Annotated in this window: 19 protein-coding genes; 3 read left to right on the top strand and 16 right to left on the bottom strand. The window is 59.0% G+C overall.

Going from position 1 to position 18979, the window contains the following annotated elements; all coding sequences use genetic code 11:
• The first annotated feature begins 29 nt into the window (after positions 1 to 29).
• Positions 30 to 455: a cytochrome c family protein gene (locus tag FIU92_RS09980; protein WP_152458427.1), complete on the top strand. Its 426-nt coding sequence runs from the start codon at positions 30 to 32 to the stop codon at positions 453 to 455.
• Here the strand turns inward: FIU92_RS09980 and dxs are convergent.
• From dxs to FIU92_RS10045, 13 genes are all read right to left on the bottom strand, one after another.
• Positions 452 to 2374, bottom strand: a complete 1923-nt coding sequence (dxs, locus tag FIU92_RS09985; protein WP_152458428.1) for a 1-deoxy-D-xylulose-5-phosphate synthase — start codon at positions 2372 to 2374, stop codon at positions 452 to 454. The genes FIU92_RS09980 and dxs overlap by 4 nt on opposite strands.
• Positions 2375 to 2559: 185 nt before the next feature.
• Positions 2560 to 3675 carry a photosynthetic reaction center cytochrome PufC gene (pufC, locus tag FIU92_RS09990; RefSeq protein WP_152458429.1) on the bottom strand — a complete coding sequence of 372 codons (1116 nt, stop codon included), beginning with the start codon at positions 3673 to 3675 and terminating at the stop codon, positions 2560 to 2562.
• 1 nt (position 3676) lies between these two features.
• Entirely contained in the window at positions 3677 to 4663 is a 987-nt protein-coding gene (gene pufM / locus FIU92_RS09995; RefSeq protein WP_152458430.1) for a photosynthetic reaction center subunit M, read from the bottom strand.
• Between the two features lie 3 nt (positions 4664 to 4666).
• On the bottom strand, positions 4667 to 5506 hold the full coding sequence (gene pufL / locus FIU92_RS10000; RefSeq protein WP_152458431.1) for a photosynthetic reaction center subunit L: 840 nt from the start codon (positions 5504 to 5506) through the stop codon (positions 4667 to 4669).
• 117 nt (positions 5507 to 5623) lie between these two features.
• Positions 5624 to 5782 (bottom strand): light-harvesting antenna LH1, alpha subunit, encoded by a 159-nt coding sequence (pufA, locus tag FIU92_RS10005; protein WP_152458432.1) that lies wholly within the window; start codon positions 5780 to 5782, stop codon positions 5624 to 5626.
• Positions 5783 to 5795: 13 nt separating this feature from the next.
• The gene (gene pufB / locus FIU92_RS10010) at positions 5796 to 5945 is read right to left on the bottom strand and encodes a light-harvesting antenna LH1, beta subunit (RefSeq protein WP_152458433.1); all 150 of its coding nucleotides are present in this window, start codon (positions 5943 to 5945) and stop codon (positions 5796 to 5798) included.
• 87 nt (positions 5946 to 6032) lie between these two features.
• The gene (pufQ, locus tag FIU92_RS10015; RefSeq protein WP_152458434.1) at positions 6033 to 6260 is read right to left on the bottom strand and encodes a cytochrome PufQ; all 228 of its coding nucleotides are present in this window, start codon (positions 6258 to 6260) and stop codon (positions 6033 to 6035) included.
• Positions 6242 to 7741 (bottom strand): chlorophyllide a reductase subunit Z, encoded by a 1500-nt coding sequence (gene bchZ / locus FIU92_RS10020; protein WP_152458435.1) that lies wholly within the window; start codon positions 7739 to 7741, stop codon positions 6242 to 6244. Before bchZ ends, pufQ begins: the two co-directional genes overlap by 19 nt.
• Complete coding sequence (gene bchY / locus FIU92_RS10025; protein ID WP_152458436.1) at positions 7741 to 9297, bottom strand: chlorophyllide a reductase subunit Y; 1557 nt, start codon at positions 9295 to 9297, stop codon at positions 7741 to 7743. Before bchY ends, bchZ begins: the two co-directional genes overlap by 1 nt.
• Positions 9294 to 10295, bottom strand: a complete 1002-nt coding sequence (locus FIU92_RS10030) for a chlorophyllide a reductase iron protein subunit X (protein WP_152458437.1) — start codon at positions 10293 to 10295, stop codon at positions 9294 to 9296. Before FIU92_RS10030 ends, bchY begins: the two co-directional genes overlap by 4 nt.
• Positions 10292 to 11230, bottom strand: coding sequence for a chlorophyll synthesis pathway protein BchC (bchC, locus tag FIU92_RS10035; protein ID WP_152458438.1), 939 nt, complete (start codon positions 11228 to 11230; stop codon positions 10292 to 10294). The genes FIU92_RS10030 and bchC overlap by 4 nt, the downstream gene beginning before the upstream one ends.
• Before the next feature lie 121 nt (positions 11231 to 11351).
• Positions 11352 to 12473, bottom strand: a complete 1122-nt coding sequence (locus tag FIU92_RS10040) for a methyltransferase (protein WP_152458439.1) — start codon at positions 12471 to 12473, stop codon at positions 11352 to 11354.
• Between the two features lie 2 nt (positions 12474 to 12475).
• Positions 12476 to 13345: a polyprenyl synthetase family protein gene (locus FIU92_RS10045; protein WP_152458440.1), complete on the bottom strand. Its 870-nt coding sequence runs from the start codon at positions 13343 to 13345 to the stop codon at positions 12476 to 12478.
• Positions 13346 to 13444: 99 nt separating this feature from the next.
• Between FIU92_RS10045 and crtD the strand changes: the two genes are divergently transcribed.
• Together crtD and crtC are read left to right on the top strand one after the other, a co-directional pair.
• On the top strand, positions 13445 to 15025 hold the full coding sequence (gene crtD / locus FIU92_RS10050; RefSeq protein WP_152458441.1) for a 1-hydroxycarotenoid 3,4-desaturase CrtD: 1581 nt from the start codon (positions 13445 to 13447) through the stop codon (positions 15023 to 15025).
• Positions 14989 to 15858 (top strand): carotenoid 1,2-hydratase, encoded by an 870-nt coding sequence (gene crtC / locus FIU92_RS10055; protein ID WP_305794669.1) that lies wholly within the window; start codon positions 14989 to 14991, stop codon positions 15856 to 15858. Before crtD ends, crtC begins: the two co-directional genes overlap by 37 nt.
• On the opposite strand, the gene FIU92_RS10060 is transcribed toward crtC, so the two are convergent.
• Genes FIU92_RS10060 through FIU92_RS10070 form a run of 3 tightly spaced genes read right to left on the bottom strand, consistent with a single transcriptional unit; the run spans position 15855 to position 18927 of the window.
• A complete protein-coding gene (locus FIU92_RS10060; RefSeq protein ID WP_152458442.1) occupies positions 15855 to 16337 on the bottom strand; it encodes a TspO/MBR family protein in 483 nt (160 codons plus the stop codon). The two genes, crtC and FIU92_RS10060, sit on opposite strands and share 4 nt — an antisense overlap.
• Complete coding sequence (gene crtB / locus FIU92_RS10065; RefSeq protein ID WP_152458443.1) at positions 16337 to 17380, bottom strand: 15-cis-phytoene synthase; 1044 nt, start codon at positions 17378 to 17380, stop codon at positions 16337 to 16339. Before crtB ends, FIU92_RS10060 begins: the two co-directional genes overlap by 1 nt.
• Positions 17377 to 18927, bottom strand: coding sequence for a phytoene desaturase (locus tag FIU92_RS10070; RefSeq protein ID WP_152458444.1), 1551 nt, complete (start codon positions 18925 to 18927; stop codon positions 17377 to 17379). Before FIU92_RS10070 ends, crtB begins: the two co-directional genes overlap by 4 nt.
• Positions 18928 to 18979: the final 52 nt, after the last annotated feature.

The raw sequence follows: 18979 nt of genomic DNA on the forward strand, positions 1-18979 counted from the left end.
TTAAGAGAACTTCGGAGGAGGAAATACAGATGAAAAGAATCCTGTCTGCCGGCGCAGCACTGGCAGCTTTCGCGGGTCCCGTTTTTGCCGAGGGGGACGCTGAGAAAGGCGCAAAGAATTTCAATAAATGCAAAGCCTGCCATGTCATTGTCGATGACGCTGGCGAAGAAATTGTAAAAGGCGGCAAGACCGGGCCCAACCTGTATGGTGTCGTGGGCCGGACTGCCGGGACATATGAAGGCTTCAACTACTCGGACTCGATGGTCGCGGCAGGAGAAGCCGGTCTGGTCTGGGAAGAGGCAGACTTTACCGCTTATGTGGCTGATCCGTCCAAATTCCTGAAGGAATACCTCGACGACACCAGCGCGCGTGGAAAAATGACATTTAAACTGCGCAAAGAAGATGAGGCCGCCAACATCTGGGCTTATCTGAACTCGGTCGGCCCTCAGACCTAACGGGCAGCAGGGAAAGAGATGACCTTTGTCTCGCGAGCGTAAAGCCCGCGGACAACATCTGCGATATCCCGCGCGGTCATTCCCGCATCTTCATACATCTCACTCGGCGCGGCCTGCTCGATAAACCTGTCGGGCAGCGTGACCGTACGCATCTTCAGGCCACGATCCAAAGCGCCCGAATTCGCCAGATGTGACAGGACATGAGCGCTGAACCCGCCCTGCGCGCCCTGTTCCACTGTGACGATTGCGCTGTGGCGGGCAGCCAGTTCCGCCAGCAACTCTGTATCGATTGGCTTGGCGAATCTTGCATCTGCAATCGTTGGTTGGTGCCCCTGATCAGCCAGCATACCTGCCGCCGCCATACACTCGGCAAGATGTGCGCCCAGTGAGAGGATGGCCACGTCTTCGCCCTCGCGAACGATCCGCCCTTTGCCAATGGGAAGGATCTCTCCGCGTTCGGGAAGCTCTACGCCCACCCCTGCCCCACGCGGGAAGCGAACAGCCGACGGCCCTTCATCACGGGATAGCGAGGTTGCAATCATGTGGCGCAGCTCAGCTTCATCCGATGGGGCCATCACAACAAATCCGGGCAGGCTGCACAGATAGGTCAGATCGAAAGCCCCCGCATGGGTTGCCCCATCGGCCCCAACAAGGCCCGCGCGGTCAATCGCAAAGCGGACTGGCAACCCCTGTAAAGCAACGTCATGTACGACTTGGTCATACCCGCGCTGCAGGAAGGTCGAATAAATGGCGCAGACGGGCTTTAGACCACTGGCCGCCATCCCGGCCGCAAAAGTGACGGCGTGTTGTTCGGCGATGCCAACATCGAACACACGACCAGGGAACCGGTCAGCCATCGTTTTGACCCCGGTCCCGGCCGGCATTGCAGCGGTCACCGCAACGATAGACGGATCTCGGCTGGCTTCGTCTGTCAGGGTGTCGCCGAACACCGAGGTATAACTGGGCGCGTTGGCCTTAGCTTTATTCATTGCCCCTGTTGAGACGTCGAACTTGGACACGCCATGATACTTATCTGCGCTATTCTCGGCGGGGGCATAGCCTTTGCCTTTGACAGTCACGCAGTGGATAAGGACCGGCCCGGTCGCGCGCGCCCTCGCGGCGCGCAACACGGGCAAGAGCTGTTCCATGTCATGCCCATCGATGGGACCGATATAGTCGAAACCCAATTCCTCGAACAGCGTACCTGCGCCCGGCAGCCCCGACACCAGCTGTCGCGCCCGGCGCATTCCGGCACGCACCGGTGGAGGCATGGCGGCCTCGAACCCTTCGGACAGGGATTGCATCCGTGCCAGAGGTTCCGAGGCATAGAGCCGCGACAGATAGGTCGACATTGCACCGACTGGCGGAGCGATGCTCATCTCGTTGTCATTCAGGATTACGAATAACCTCCGCCCTTCACAACCCGCGTTGTTCAGCGCTTCATAAGCCATACCCGCGCTAATCGAGCCATCACCTATCACCGCAATCGCATCCCCTGTTGGCATGCCCATATCGCGACCAATCGTGAACCCTAACGCTGCGCTGATCGAAGTAGAACTATGCGCTGCTCCGAATGGATCGAACACGGACTCTGAGCGTTTGGTAAAACCGCTTAGCCCGTTTTTTTGGCGCAAGGTCCGCATCCGGTCCCGCCGCCCAGTCAGCACCTTATGCGGATAACACTGGTGACCTACATCCCAGATCAGCTTGTCCATTGGCGTATTAAACACAGCATGCAATGCAACAGTCAGCTCAACCACGCCCAGCGAAGACCCCAGATGCCCGCCGGTTTCCGAGACAATGTCGATCACCTCATCTCTTAATTCTCCGGCAATCCCCGCCAATTCCGCATCGCTCAGCATCCGCAGATCAGCAGGGCCGGCAACGCGATCCAAAAGGGGTGTGTCTGGGTGTGTCATGGCCTTACTCCGGTCAGTCGACCGGCGATCTGCGCAGGATGGAACGCACGCCCGTGCAGATCACCGGCCAAGGTTCTGTCGCCACAGAACAGTTGCGAGGCACTTTACGCCCCTTGCGCGGACCGAGGAAGCCACGGGGTCCGTGCTGCGTCAGGGCCTTGCCGGTCATGGGGAGACGGCTGGCCCTATTCGTATTCTGGCGCCTCTGACGTTGTCAGTTCCGGCCAGTCCGCGATCATATTCATGCCTTGTAGCGGCTGCTGATAGCCCTTGTGACAGGTCCGGCACGCCGCTTTGGGCGCGTCCTGATGGATCGGCCCCAGTCGCTCTTCCGGGTAAAGCTCGCCCAGCGGCACCAGGTAATCATTGTTCAACTCCTGCACCATTGCGATGCCAAGGCTGGCGGTAGCCCATTGCGGGGTGACCTCGGCCGTGTCGTAGAAGGCGCGGCTGTTGTGGCAAAACACGCAATTCACGCCCAAGGAGTTGTCGATATAGTTCATCAGGGAATAGGTGCGTTCGGTATCCTGAATGGACCGGAAGCCTTCGTCTGCGGGCGATCCTGCAACGCGGGATTCCAAGTCATGTACACCAATGATCCCGTAATCCAGAAGGTAGGTTTCCAGCGCATCTGACGGCAGCGATGTTGACTGGCTTTGCACCGTGGCACGGTTCTGTACCGCACCCCATCCCGTCATCGCATCGACGACTGGAGTGATGCGGAACCAGATGTCGCTGGGCACGTTCTGACCTCGGTGGCAGGTATAGCAGTTCACGCCGACTTCTTTGTTGGCGTTGACATGCCCGTCCCAGTTTTCATTGATGTTCTGGGTCATCTGGATCATGCGTCGGGAAACCAGTTTGGTGTAGAGATTATCCTCGCCATAGGTTTCCAGATCCCCATCGCCATGACAGTAAGCGCAGCCTTGCTCAGGCGAGACCCAGAAGGTCATCGCCGTCATCAGGCGATTAAAGTTGTCTTCAGTCAGATCACCGAGCACCTGCACGTTTTCGTAGACATCCCGGGCCAGAACGTCTCCAGGCTGCGGGGGATAGGGTTCTTCGGTCAGGTATTCCTCGATTGTTGGATCGGGACGTTCGGCATCCCTGATGAATTCTGTCACCGACATACCGGTCCCACGCGGGCCGGTCTGGATGCTTTTGGTAGCAAAGGGCTGGCCGAAGGCCACCAGCATCGCAGCGATGAAGATCGCGCCGCCCAGCGCGCCGACAAGAATGGCAGGGCCAAAGACGTCCGTTGGGTTGTTTTTGTTCCACTCATCGAACCACTTAGGAAACATCTCAGTTCTCCTGCCCTAGGAAGCCTTCGTACGTGCCAAAGGCTTCGTATCCGTATGATCCGTCATAAGCGGGGGCGAAGTTGTGTTCCTGAGCCCAGATGAACCAGTTGTCGACCACCGTGCCGGTCAGCAGGATGCCAATTCCACCGGTGATCGGGGTAAGCACCGCAAACCACCAGGCCCAGCGGTGGATACCCTCCATCGTGGCATTGAATCCCATCGTCCAGCGCCAAAACAGCGCCGCACGTTCCGAGGCGGTACCGCGATCCACGATCTGCTCCAACTCGCGGTCGCCGCCAAAGCGTGTAACCGCCAAGATCGTCGCCCCGTGCATGGCAAACAGCAGGGCCGAGCCATAAAGGAACACGATCGAGAGGCAGTGGAACGGGTTGTAATACAGGTTGCCGTATCGGATCGAGAACGCGGTGGTCCAATCCAGATGCGGGAAGATGCCATAGGGTACCGCTTCGGACCAAGACCCCATCAGGATTGGACGGAACAGCCCCAGCACCAGGAACAGCCAGATGGCTGACGCAAAGGCCCAGGCCACGTGCTTACCCATCTTGTGTTCCGCCGCCAGCGCATAGGTGCGCAACCACCAGGACAAGACCGAGACCAGTAGGAAAAAACTGGCGATGATATACCAGCCGCCGTCACTCAACGGCGGGATTGTAAGACCATACTCCGGGCTGGGCGGCTCAAGCGCCAACCAGAAGCCTTGGCGCAGAAACTCTGAAATAGACCAGTTGACCTGCGCCAGCATATTCAGACCGATGATATTGAGCCACAGGATGCCCGTCGCAATGCTGACAACACCGAAGGTGCCCAGGTAAATCGGCCCAAGTTGCGCGTTGCCAAGCCAGCCCACGAGTTTCGAGAAGAACGGTTTGCCGATACGCTCACGGCCCATCCGGCGGTTGTCATCCATGCCCCATTCGGGCTCGCCCTGGACCTGCACTTGGGTAAAAATGTTCTGATACTCAATCATGGATCACATCCCCGCCTGCGAGGGCCAGATCGGCAGTTCAAGCCACCAGTTCCACCATTCGGGCCAGCCCTTCGTCCATACGGGCCCCGAGATGATGATGCACACGGCCGAGAAGAAAACCGCGTTGATGGCCAACAGAAATCCGAGACGGTGAATGCCCAGCGTCCCGATCGAGTACCCGATGAAATCGCGAAAGAACGTGTCTTCATGATCGGGCGTTTTCATCTCTTCACCCTTTTCCGGATTGGCCGCCGACAAGATCAGCGCGCCGTGTAGGGCAAGGGCAAAGGTGGTGGTAAAAAACAGCGTCACGGCCAGCATATGGGCCGGGTTGTAGTGAAAATGCAGATAGGCGTAGCCGGTGTTCGAAACCCAATCGAGATGGCTAAAGATGCCGTAGGGGAACCCATGCCCCCACGCGCCCATCAGCAGCGGGCGGAACACAACCAACGTGACATAAGCCAGAATGGCAAAGCTGAAAGCGAAAGGCACATGATAACCCATCCCCAGTTTGCGACTGATTTCGACCTCGCGCAGAGCCCAACTGACGAACGCGCCCACCGCGCAGAAGGTTATGATCTGCCACAACCCGCCTTCCATTAACGGGGCCATACCAAGCCCATAGCTCAGGTCAGGTGGGGCGATGTTGATGAGCCAAGGGTTGAACGTGCCCTGCATCGCTGCGCCCCAGAAGATCAGGATCGTGCCGAGTGCAGAAAAGAAAACGGTCGTAACGCCGAAGAAGCCCACGTAGAACGGGCCGAACCAGAAATCAAACAAATCTCCGCCGATCAACGTCCCACCCCGGACACGGTATTTCTTTTCAAAACTCAGCATCGCCATTGTCTTGCTCCGACATTTTCGGTCCGTGCCGGGTGCCAGTGTCCCGGTCTGCGCCGCGGGCGAGTCATGCCGCCCGCGGCAGTCTCTCAGTCCATCACGCGATGCCGCCGATCGGGTTCAGAACCCGGCGGTTGATGCCGCGTTCTCAAACCAGTTGAGACCGCTGCTAAGCACTACGAGATGGATCATGACGGCGAGCAGGAAGAGGAATACGCCTTGCGCCACAAAGACGCGACGCGGATCGAAGATCAGCCAAATCTTGTAAAATTTTGCCATTGTCGATCCCTCCTCAGAACCACGGAGCCCAGATGTAGGTTGCGATATGTGCAACCAGCGCAACGATCGCGAACAGCCATAGGCCGCTCATGTAGACCGAATGCAGCTCCTGAGCTTGCTCGTCGGTAAGACCTGTGAAGGACAGGTCGTCATTATCAGCCATAAAGAACCTCCGGATCATTATGCTGACGCCGCTTACCCAGCGGCTGGGCCCCGTCCCGCGTGGTGCGGGCCGGATCTCGGGTCGCCGTCATCTGGAAAAGATGATTGGCGTGATCCTGTCGGCCTCGGACCAGGCCCGCGCCAAAGGTCCACGCAGGTTCAGCGTGCGGCGGCGCAGGGACAGCCTGATCCATTCGATCATCGCGAAGGGGATCGAAATCAGGAACAGGATCGTGAAGTAGAAAATGAACTCGGGCGGGCGCTGTGTCCGCTTTTTGTCCGTGTCACTGTGTGAATTCAGGGTTGCTGCTGGCACAGGTCTCCTCCTTCGGTTGGATCAGTTTTGGAACGCGCGGGGTCCAACGCCTGAACGGTGCTGGCAAAGACGCGCGCGTCCCCGTTGGATAGGGCCGCCTTCTCTGCGGCGTCGCGCAGGGATTTCGCGGCGGAAATGCGGGTGAGAACGGGGTGAGTTTCCAGAATGCGTTCCAGCGCTGCGCTGGCACCCTCGTCCCACGGCAATTCGGTGCGTTGCGTGGCCGGTGTAGCTGGCCCCGCATCCATTTCGGTGCCAAGCGGCAGGATGTGGAACAGGGCGTCGAACAGCCCGTTGCAGACCTCTTGCAGAACATAGGTCGCGCCCGCGTAGCCCATGAAGGGTGTACCGGTCGCCCGACGGATCGCGGCACCCGGAAAACTGGCTGGGATGAAGGCCGGGGATGGCCCGAACCCGCCCTTTTGTTCCGCGAGGTAGATCTTTTCGTTGATGCTGCCGAACACGACCAGAGGCTTCTTCTGCGCCACCAGCGCCCGCACCTGATCATTGTCGGTCTTGGTCCCGGCGCAGCGCGCGACCGAGAAACCGCAAGGCAGGCCCAGATCCTCTTCCAAGAACAGCCTCAGGCCGCGCGCGTAAGTTTCATTGGCGACAACTCCGAACGAAGCCGTGGCAAAGAAATCCTGCGTGACCGAACGCCACAGATCCCAGACCGGTTTGATGGTGGAATGCTTTTCGCGCGTTATGAACGGTTCCGGATCCAATCCAGTAAGCTCACCCAATTTGCGCAGGAATTTGGTGGTCGAGTCCACGCCGATCGGGGCTTGCAGATAGGGTTTGCCCAACAGCTCGGCCAGGCCCCGACCGAATTCGCGGTACATGACGACATTGACGTCGGCATTCACCAGATTGCGCATCTCGGCCAGATGCGCGCCCAAAGGCATGACCATATTGACCTCGGCCCCGATGCCTTCGACCAGACGCCGGATCTCGGCCAGATCGCTGGGCATATTGAACGTGCCGTACATGGGCCCAAGAATGTTGACACGCGGCTTTGCGCCCTCGTCCCGTTTCTTCTCGGGCGGCATGCGGCCCTTGGTCATTGCGAATTCTGTGAAAATCCACGTCATCGCACGGTCGGCGGCTTCCCATTGATCCTCGTCAATCGTGCGCGGCAGGAAGCGCTGGATGTTAGTGCCCTGAGGAGTCACGCCGCCGCCGATCATCTCGGCAATCGACCCGGTGACAACCACCGCTGGCAGCGCGGGATCAAGCGTTCCCCAAGCGCGTTTCATCGCCTCTTCGGTCCCGTCGCGGCCCAGTTCCTCTTCGCCCAAACCAGTCACAACGATGGGCAATTCATGCGGCGGCAGAGCGTCGGTGTAGTGCAGGACGGACGTAACAGGCAGGTTTTCACAACCAACCGGCCCGTCGATTACCACTTGCAGGCCCTTCACGGCGCAGAAAGCGTAGACAGCCCCCCAATAGCCCCCGGCGCGGTCATGATCTTGGATCAGCATCAGATCATCTCCTGCGCTTTGGCGGCCTTGGCCTGCCGTTCCAGTTTTTTCTGATTTATGGCGCGGAAATCGGGGCGCAGATTTGGGTCGCCTTCCCAGATCCCGGCGGTATCCTCAGTGCCGACCTCTTCGAAGAAGTCGCGCATGCGGTCCATCCTGTCCTTATTGGCGATCGCCGCGTTGATCACCTGCGCCAATGATCCCGCGCCCGCAGGTCCCATCAGTGGGCGGGCTGATATCAGGTTGGTGAAATAAAGCGCCGGGATGCCCAATTGCTTGGCCTTTTGCACCACCGGAGTTGTGCCGATGGCCAGATCGGGTTTGACTCCTTCCATCGCCGCGCAATCCTGCTCCAACGATGCGCGGAACTGCACCTTTGCACCATGCGCTTCCAACCACACTGCGTCCTGCGCGGACCATTGGCTTTTGGCGCAGGCGGTGCCGACATATGGCACGTTCGCGCCGCTTTCGATCAGCAGCCGCGCCACGAGCAATTCGCTGCCCTCATAGCCAGAGACAGTCACTGTTCCTGAAATCGGGGCGGCGGCCAATGCGCCCTTGATTGCGGGCAAGAACGCGTTCTGCGCTGTGCCTACCTTCTCCGCAGGAAGACCGAATGCGTCACCGATGGACGACAGCCAAGCAGCGGTGCCCTCCACCCCGACGGGCCCACTTCCCAGAACCGGACGGCCCGCGGCTTCAAATTCCCGAATGGCCGAGGTGTAGAACGGATGGATCGCCGCCACCGCACCACAATCCAGCGCGGCGTAGAGCTCGCGCCATTCGCGGCAGGGAACAACTGGCCCAGCGGCCAGACCCAGCGGCGCCAACATCTGGCCAATCATAACCGGATCGGCGGGGAACATTTCGCCCAACAAACTGACAGTAGGCCGGTCCTGCCGCGCACCATCCGGGGCGGAGACCGGCCCTGCCTCGGCTTCGGAGCGGGCATAGGCCAGCATGGCACCGGCCAGAACATCCTTTGCCTCAGCATGGGTTGGAATACCAAACCCGGGCACATCAATTCCGACGATCCTCACCCCATTGATTTCATTAGGCAAAAGGCGCAGCGGAACGCCGCTGGCGGTTGGCACGCAGAGGTTGGTGACGACGACGGCATCGTATTTCTCAGGGTCCGCCAGATCATAAACTGCCGCACGGATGTCTTCGAACAGCTTGCCGGTGACCAGCGTTTCCGAGTTGAACGGCACATAGCCGACCGACCGTCGTGCACCGTAGAAATGGCTGACAAAGGTCAGGCCATAGACGCAGCAGGCCGAGCCACTCAGCACCGTGGCCACCCGCTTCATCCGCAGCCCGACACGCAGCGAGCCAAAAGCGGGACACATGCTTTGCGGCTTGTCATGGGGGCCCTGCGGGTAATCGCGCGCATATTGGTCCAGCAACTCGGACTGGCCTGCGATGCGCGCGGCGTCTTCCATCTCGGACCCAGAATGACAGCCCAAGGCAGGCGGCTCACCGGCGGTTTCCACGCGGGGTTCGCCCTTGATCACCTGCGCCTCGGCGGACGCGTCATATGTGACTTCTTTGTTCATGCGTCGTCGTAAATCACTTCCAGGGATTTCTTGGGCGCTGCATTCTTGCCGCGCATGTCTTCGTCGGTGGCTGGAACCAGTTCGATCCCTGCACCGGTTTCCTTGCCGTCAAACAGCGCCAGCAGACCGTCCTGATCCAAAGGCGCGGGCCGGACCGGCGGCGCGTCGGCCACGTTCAAACCAAGGGCCGCAAAGAGAGGCCCCCACAGACCGGATTCCGTACCAACAATCTGATAATTCGCGGATTTCTTGCGCAGGTCGTCATCCTGCGGGATCGACGCGAGAACCGGGATGTTGACCGCCTCGGCAAAAGCATGCGCCTCGCCCGTTCCGTCATCCTTGTTGACGACCAAACCGGCGACGCCAACGTTACCGCCAAGCTTGCGGAAGTACTCCACCGCCGAGCAGACATTGTTCGCAACATACAGCGATTGCAGGTCATTCGAGCCAACCAGAATGACTTTTTGTGCCATGTCACGTGCAATCGGCAGTCCAAAGCCGCCGCAGACCACGTCGCCCAGGAAATCCAGCAGAACGAAGTCGAAATCCCAATCGTGGAAGCCCAGCTTCTCGAGCAGCTCGAACCCATGGATAATCCCGCGACCACCGCAGCCGCGCCCGACCTCGGGGCCGCCCAGCTCCATCGCGTAGACACCGCCACGCTTGAAACAAACATCGCCGATTTTAACCTCTTCGCCCGCCAGTTTCTTCTGGGTCGAAGTCTCGATGATCGTGGGACAAGCCTTGCCGCCAAACAGCAGCGAGGTGGTGTCAGATTTAGGATCACAGCCGATCAGCAGCACGCGTTTGCCTTGCTCGGCCATCATGTGGCTGAGATTGGCCAGCGTGAAGCTTTTGCCGATCCCGCCTTTGCCATAGATCGCGATGATCTGGGTTTTCTTGACCGCCTCGGTCGGCAACACGTCGGCCAAATCCTCATGGGCCTCGGCCTTGAGCCGGGCGTCGAACTCTTTCAGGTTGGGGGCGTCGTCTTTCATGTGGTCTCCCAATCAAGAACAAGTTTCAGGCAGTCGGGATCTTCGAAAGCTGTGGCATAGGCCGTTGCGGCATCCGACGCGGGCGCGATATGGCTGATCAGATTGTCCAGCGACAAAGCCCCGCTTTCGACCAGCGAGCGGGTCGCGCGCATATCCTCGGGCGTCCATTCCGCCGCGATGCGCATCCGGGCTTCTTTCATGAAGGCCGGCGGGAAAGCAAAGCTGAGCGGTTGGGTGTAGAACCCGGTCAGAACGATCTCGCCCGTGCGTTTCAGGCGCGAGACCAGAATGTTCAGGATCGCGCTATCGCCCGAGGCATCGTAGATGCAGCCATAGTCGCGGCGCGGGTCTTCCTCTGGGGCGATGACTTGATAACCTTCGGCCCCGTCACGGCGGGCTGGATTGGTCTCCCACACCAGCGGCGCGGGTGCTCCAGCAGCGATGGTGAGACGTGCGAGCAGGCGGCCAACCACACCGTGGCCGACGATCAGTTCAGGCACTTGATGGCCCAAACCGGCCATCGAATGACGCGCTGTGGCGGCCAGCGCCAACAGTGTCATCTCACGTTGACAGCCCGAGTCGAGTGGCGTGACACGATCCGCATCCGTCACGATCAGGCGCGAGGACCCGCCGAACAACCCATGTGCATCCTCGTAGCAAGTGGCACCGGGTACAAACACCGCATCGCCCACACCGTACCGCGTATCGGATCCGACCTCGACCACTTCGCCTACGGCCTCATAGCCGGGAACCAGTGGGTAACCCATGCCGGGAAAGGGCGGCATCTCCCCGGACCAAAACAGTTTTTCTGTCCCAGTCGAGACCCCGGAATGACGGATTTCAACCACCAGATCCGATGCGGATGGCGGGGATAATGTCACAGACTCAACAGACAGATGCCCGGGTCCATGCAGTACTACGGCTGAAGATCTCACGGTCTTCCCTCCCCTCGCCGACTTGGGACACCCGATGGGTGAGTCCCTGGCGAGCTATTATGTCAGTTTAACTTTACGTATTTATCTGTCAATTAAAATTGACACTTTGAGAGATTTCCCGCTACTGCGGCTTCACAGCTGTGATAACCCCTGTGATGTAACTTCGAAGCGGCTTTGGATGACTGACATCCACAAACCCTGCCTCAGCCAGCAATTCAGTTATATGTGCTGCCGAACGGGTTTTCCCGGTGCCCATCGCAAGAGTGTATATTGCAAAATAGACATCTGTGATCCGGTCCGGTTTTTCTCCGCCGGACATCGGTTCGGAAATGACCAGACGCCCGCCGGGCGGCAGTGCCTTGAACACCTTATTCAAAAGATTACAAACCGTCGCATCGTCGTGGTCATAAAGCACTCGGATCAGGCTGATTGCATCCGCTCCGGTTGGCAATGGGTCCGATCGAAAGCTGCCTGCAATGCAGTTGATGCGATCCGTCAGCGCGACGGACGCAAGATAAGCATTTGCGGCTGCGCGTGTTTCCGGCAGATCAAACAGTGTCAACTGCATCTGCGAGTAGCGCCGCGCGACTTCGGCGAGAAAGGCACCGCTGCCGCCTCCGATGTCCATAAGATGGTCTGCACCGTGAAGTCGAACTTTGCGCAGGGTATCCTCGGCCACCAACCGCTGGCTGCGCGCCATCAAATGGGAATAGCGGTCTGCCTCTTCCCGGCCAACTTTGGATGCGTCGTGAACATAGGGCCAAAACTCGGCAAGCTCGGTGCTCGTGCTGTCGCGCAGGAATGCGCTTGGATCTTCAAGGTCGCGATACAAAGCGCGGTGATGCAGGATCATATCGGCAAGGCCGGGAACACCACGCAATGCCGCGCCCTTGCGAGCAAGGCCAAACTGACCCTTTCGCTGGCGTAGAAAACCCAAAGCCGCGCCAGCCTGCAAAAAGACTTGCAGACGTTCCGCGGTCACTCCGATTTCATGGGCCAGTTGCCGTACCGATTTTGGACCATCCGCCAAGCGGTCGAAAAGCTCAAACTCAACCAGTGCCATAAGCACCTGGCTTGAAACAAAGCCTTGAATAACCTCGAATATCTCGACCCCGTCCCGCTTGGCATACCGGCGTGCAATCGGAATGCGCATCGCAAAGGATTGCACATCACTCCGTCCCAAAAGACGTTCAAGCTTAGTGCTGATCGAAAAAGGGCGCGCAACATGAGGCGACCGTTCCATTGTCAGGCCTTCGCAACTGCCGGCGTAACTGGTGTCAACGCTTCTGCCTGTTTGCGCACCAGTTGGGCCAAGATGGCTTCGCCCGGACAGGACGGAATCGAGGCGATTGCGCCGCTTAAGATATCATTCAACCGCTGTATTGCGCCCTTTATGCCAAACTGCTCGACCGCACTTGGACGACCGTGAAGATCATCCTGCCCGGCAGGCTTGCCAAGTGTCTTTTCATCGTAAAGCGCATCCCGAAGATCATCTGCGACCTGATAGGCTTCGCCAATCCGTGCACCCAATTCATACCAAGGTTCAGCATCGTGCCCGGCGGCAACGGCTCCCATTTGAGTCGCTGCAACAAACAACGCACCGGTCTTTGACCGGTGATACGCGCCCAGATCAATGTTTTGCTCGCTCTCCCATCCTTGCCCGGCACAGATGCCATTCGGCATTCCCGTCTGCTGCGCTAACAAGGACAGTAGCCCCAGTGCGCGTTGCGGTTCATGCGTGGCGGCGCGTGTCAGAATGTCAAAGGCCAAGATGATCAAGCTGTCACCGGTCAAAACCGCCAAAGGTTCTGAGAACGAACGGTGAACAGATGGCTTGCCGCGACGGATGTCCGCGTTGTCGAAACAGGGCAAATCATCGTGAACAAGACTCGCACAATGGATAATCTCGAGCGCAGCCGCGGCAGCTTCTGCTACGGCGGGTCTATCGTCACCACAGGCCAGCGCGACAGACATCAAGATCGTCGGACGCACCCGCGCGCCGCCAGGAAAGCAAGCATAGTCCAAGGCCCTTGCAAGCTGATCCGGTGCTGGGGCAACCCTTGCGCGAGCAATGTTCTGCTGTATCGCACTATCGATCCTTGCCTTCAGTTCCATGCGCATCCCTTTGCTCTGACAACCCAGTGTGAAAGTTTAAATTGACACAATGGTGTAAATTACACTGGACAGTTATCCGTTCGGAGTCAACAATTCCTTATGAGCGCGAAACAAACGCATATGCGCCACGCGGTGGTCATCGGCGCGGGCATTGGCGGCCTGTGCAGCGCCGCGCGGATGTGTGCGTCCGGGTTCAGTGTGACTGTTCTCGAACGACAGGCCGATCCGGGCGGAAAGGTCAGGACTCTTCCCTCTGAAAGTGGCGCTGTTGATGCGGGCCCGACTGTTTTGACCCTCAGGCATATATTCGACGACGTTTTCGAAAGTTTGGGTGAGCGGCTGGATGATCATCTGGGGTTGGAAAAGCTGCCAACTATCGCTCGGCATTTCTGGCCCGATGGAACCCAGCTTGATCTGCACGACCGACTGGATGCGAACCGCAAAGCGATTGAAGAATTTGCCGGACCCAGGGCAGAGGCGGAATTCATGCACTTTAACGCTGAAACCAAAGCCCTATTCGTTGCCCTGAACCCGGCCATGATGGAGAAACCGCAGCCCTCGCCCGTAGAACTTGCGGCTACGTTTATTCGACACCCCGCTTTGCTTGCGGCAATGGCACCAACACAAAGCCTTCGCGGGAAGCTGGCGCACAGGTTCAGTGACCCGCGTCTTGCTCAATTGTTCAACCGGTATGCAACCTATGTTGGTGGTCTGCCGCACCAGTCTCCGGCATTGCTAAGCCTTATTTGGCAAGCCGAAGCAGCAGGCGTTTGGTCGGTTAAGAGCGGTATGCAGTCCCTGCCAAAGGCGCTGGAGGCGTTGTGCAAGAGGCACGGTACACGTTTTCAGTATGACACCGAGGTGACTTCGGTGTCTTGCGAAGACGGCCACGTTAAAGGTGTCGAATACAACGGCGGGGCTACAATCGAGACAGATCTCGTGATCTTCAACGGGGATCCCCGCGCGCTGGCTAAAGGGGCGCTGGGGCCGGATGTGACTGGTGTCGCTCAGCAGACACTGAACACCCCGCGCAGCCTGTCAGCGGTGGTGTGGAGTTTCGATGCAGTCCCGCGTGGTCTGGATCTGGAGCATCACAACGTTTTCTTCACCGATCCGAGCAGTCCGGAGTTTGAAGAATTGCAAGCCGGTCTCTTTCCCCGCCAGCAGTCGATTTATGTTTGCGCGCAAGACCGCGGACCGGTCATGCAAAAGTCCCCCGGGGTGCGCGAACGGTTCGAGATCATTCTGAACGCCCCGCCCCTTGGCACCGGCCCTGCACCCGATATGGAGTTCCAGATATGCCAAACGCGTACTTTCGACGTGCTTCGCCGCTTCGGCCTGACCTTCGATCCGCTACCGGGGCAAGCCAACCTGACTCGACCGGCGGATTTCGAGGCTCTGTTCCCCGAGAGCAGCGGATCACTCTACGGTCAGAGCCCGCATGGGCTGACGGCAGCGCTAAAGCGCCCGCGGGCGCGGACATCGATCAAGGGCCTGTATCTGGTGGGCGGCGGCACACATCCGGGTGCCGGTCTGCCGATGGCTGCGCTCTCCGCCCGGCACGCGGTCGAGACGATCATGCAAGACCAAACTTCGCCCTCAATGTCCCGTCCAACGGCTACGCCTGGTGGTATGTCGACGGGATCAGCGACGATCAGAGCCGGGCAATCTCGATCATAGCATTCATCGGTTCGGTTTTTTCGCCGTGGTACCGTTGGTCGGGTCGCAAAGACCCGGAAAACCATGTCTGTATCAACGTGGCCACTTACGGGCCGGGCGGGCGGTTTACCATGACGGACCGCGGCAGGTCGGCCTTGCGATTGACGCGCGACAGCATGACCGTTGGCCCCTCTTCGCTCAGGTGGGACGGTGACAAGCTGATCATCGACATCAATGAGATGGGGGCTCCACCAATAATCTCGCCTGTTCGGGGACAGGTGGTTCTGGAACCGACAGCCCTGACCGATGTGGAACTGCCGCTGACCCCTGATAATACCCATATCTGGCGACCGTTTGCCCCAACCGCACGGATCGATGTCGATCTGACAGCCACAGGCTGGCAGTGGACTGGGCATGGGTATTTCGACGCAAATTTCGGTACCCGCGCGCTGGAGGATGATTTCGCGTACTGGACATGGGGCCGCTTCCCGGCAGCCGACGGAAGCACCTGTTTTTATGATGCCCAACGGCTGGATGGCTCAACCTTGAGCCAGGCCATTACTTTCCATTCCGATGGCTCCGCTAAAAAGGCTCCGTTGCCACCCAAGGCGCAGTTGAACCGCAGCCTTTGGGCCGTCCGACGAGAAACGCGGGCAGACAAAGGATATCGCCCACAACAGGTGATGAACATGCTGGATGCACCATTCTACTCGCGTGCTATGGTCAGAACTCAACTGGGCGGAGTGGAAACAACCGGCGTGTATGAAGCGCTGGACTTACGCAGATTTCGGTCTCCGTTGTTGAAACCAATGTTGGCCTTGCGAGTCCCACGCCGCGCAAGCTGGACCTTTTAGGTTTCGATCGGAGGCGGGCTATTGGCAACTTCGGGGTTTAGTTGGAGCACCGACCAATTCAACGCTGCCGCGACACTGACCCAAGCCAGATAGGGAACGAAGAGTACACCTGCCCAAGTATCGACGGACCAAAGCGCAAGCATGGTCGCCGCCACCGCAACCCAAAGCGCGGACAGCACCACCATTCCAGCCCGCAAACGCCGCAAGCCAAAGAAGACCGGCGTCCAAAGCGTGTTGATCGCGATCTGCAACCCCCAAAGTGCCAGCGCGAGGCTTGCATCACCAGCCACCGCAGCACGGGCCCCTGCCCAGCTCATACAAACGTAAAGTGTCGTCCAGGCCACCGGGAATAACCAGTTCGGCGGTGTCCACGATGGCTTTCGCAGGTCACGATACCACTGGCCCGGCGGAAACATACCGCCAGTCGCACCGGCTGCAGCACAAGCCGCAAAGAAGATCAGAAAATACAGAATAAACATTATCTTGCATGCGTCCGTACTGAGGCCATTGTGTGCTGTCGCCGGGCGTTTTCCGACGTCTGCAACTGCGCAAAGGCTGTGTACAACGTATCGCTCCAATCCGTTTGAGCGGGACGGTTATGCGCCGCAGCGTCCACCAGAAAAGCGGTTTCAGGCAAGGGCCGAGCGTATAGGCGAGGTGACCGAGGCGCAACCGCGCTCAACGCAGTGCGGCACAGGGACCACATCAGCCAGCCGAGTTTTTGCCCCTGCCCCGTCCGTGCACGCTGCGACACGCTGTCAAAACCGGACTTGCGAATTTGCCCGCCGATACCGGCATAAACAAAACGCGCGGCATAAATTCCCGGGCGACATTGCAATGGCAGTTCCGCAATTCCCGTCTCTGACCGCACATACAAATCTTGCGCGTGTTTCAATAACCGAGAGACACAGATGCGTATGCCCGGCTCGGCGCGTGGATCTGCCATGAAAGCATCCGCGTCGACGCCTTCGTGCTTAAGCCAATTCAACGGCAGGTAAAGACGGTTTTCACGCGCATCCTCACCAACATCGCGGGCGATGTTGGTTAATTGCATGGCGACACCGAGATCACAGGCCCGCGCCAGGGCGTCGGCGTTGCGCTCGCCCATAAGCACAGACATCATCACACCCACGGCGCTCGCGACCCGTGCGGAATACGCGATCAGATCTGAGATATCATCGTAACGCCGCTCCATCGCGTCCCAAGCGAGGCCTTCCAGCAAGGCTTCGGGCAAGGCGCGGGGCATCTCATACCCCTGCACCAGCGCCGCAAACGCCCGGTCTGGTGCCGCGTTACGCGGGCGCCCGGCATAGACCAGCTCCAATCGTTCTTTCAGCATCAGAACGGCGGCGGCCTTTTCGGTTTTCAGATCAACCTCGTCATCCGCCAGCCTACAGAAAGCATAGAGCGCCAGCGCCGGATCGCGCACTGACTGTGGCAGCAGCTTGGAGGCCGCATGGAAAGACAAGGACCCGTGCCGGATCGCATCCCGGCAAAACTGCATATCCTGCGGGTCGATCATCGTACTCTCACCGGATCAGGGACGAGTTTCGCCAACACCTCGGCACTGCTGACCACGCCCGGCAAGCCCGCGCCTGGATGTGTACCTGCACCAACCAGATACAGCCCTTTTGCTTCTTCGCTGATGTTGTGCGGCCGAAACCATGCGCTTTGAAGGATGCGGGGCTCAATTGAAAACCCGCAGCCCAAAGGTGACAAGTAGCGGTCGCGGAACGTGTCCGGCGTGAATACCTCGGACGCTGTCAGGTGCTGGCCCAACCCCGGTAAAAGCTGATCCTCCAGCACCGCTTGCACGCGCAGGCGGTAGGTCTCGGCATGCGTGACCCAATCAACAGAACTGTCATGCCCCAGATGCGGCACGGGGCTGAGGGCATAAAAGGTGTCATCCCCCTCCGGCGCTGCGGTCGGATCGGTCAGCGACGGGCGATGGATATAAAGGCTCATATCCTCAGCCAGATAGCCCTTTTGGAAGATATCGTTTATCAGCCCGCGATAGCGCGGCCCGTTCATGATCGTGTGGTGCCCAACATCGGGCCACAGATTGCGGGTGCGTTTGGTTCCAAAATACCAAACGAACAGACCCATGGACCAACGGGTGCGCTTTAGCCGGGCATCGGTCCAGCGTTTGCGCCCGGTTTTACGCAGAAGCTTGGTGTAGGTATGGCCCGGGTCGGCGTTGGAGACGACGATGTCTGCGTTGATCACCTCTCCAGAGGTTAGCTTCACACCTTGCGCCGCGCCACCAGAGATCAGAATCTCATCCACCTCAGCATTCTGGCGCACAAGCCCGCCCTGATCGCGAACGACACTGCGCATGGCTTCGGCAATAGCCGCGACACCGCCAATGGCGTAATGCACGCCAAACGCCTTTTCCAAATGGCTGACCAGAATATACATCGAGGTCACCTGCGTCGGGTCTCCGCCAATGAACAGAGGATGAAAGCTGAACGCCATCCTCAGGCGCGGGTCCTTGAACCGCCGCGCTGCGTGGGCATAGACCGAGCGATCCGCGCGCATCCGGGCGAAGGTCGGCAGGACCTTGATCAGGTCCCAAAGACGGTTCATCGGACGACGTCCGAGATCTTCGAAGCCAAAGAGATAGCGCGCTTCGCTGTCCTTTAGGAACTTGCGCAAGCCCTTCACATCGCCAGGCGACAGGCGTGCGACTTCGGCCTCCATTTCATCAGCGCCCTGCCGCGCTGCAAACTTCGAGCCATCCGGCCAGCGGATTTCGTAGAACGGGTCCAGCGCGACCAAGTTCACGTCCTCGTCAAAGTCGCGCGCGCAATCGGCCCAAAGGTCGCGAAATACCTCGGGCACAGTTACAATCGTAGGACCCAGATCAAACCGATGTCCCTCGCGCCAGATAGCAGAGCCGCGTCCACCGGGCATATCCAGCCGGTCCAGAACGCTGACACGGTAGCCTTTCGCCCCCAGCCGCATCGCAGCCGCCAATCCCCCCAATCCCGCACCGATCACCACGGCATGAGACCGATCATCCCCAACAGGGATCGCGTCTTGGGTCAGTTGCGCGTCAAGGCGAGTCATGCGTTAGCAGTCCAATCTGTTCACTTAAATTGACACACTCCATCAAAAGTCT

Source organism: Ruegeria sp. THAF33 (assembly GCF_009363615.1).
GTDB lineage: Bacteria > Pseudomonadota > Alphaproteobacteria > Rhodobacterales > Rhodobacteraceae > Ruegeria.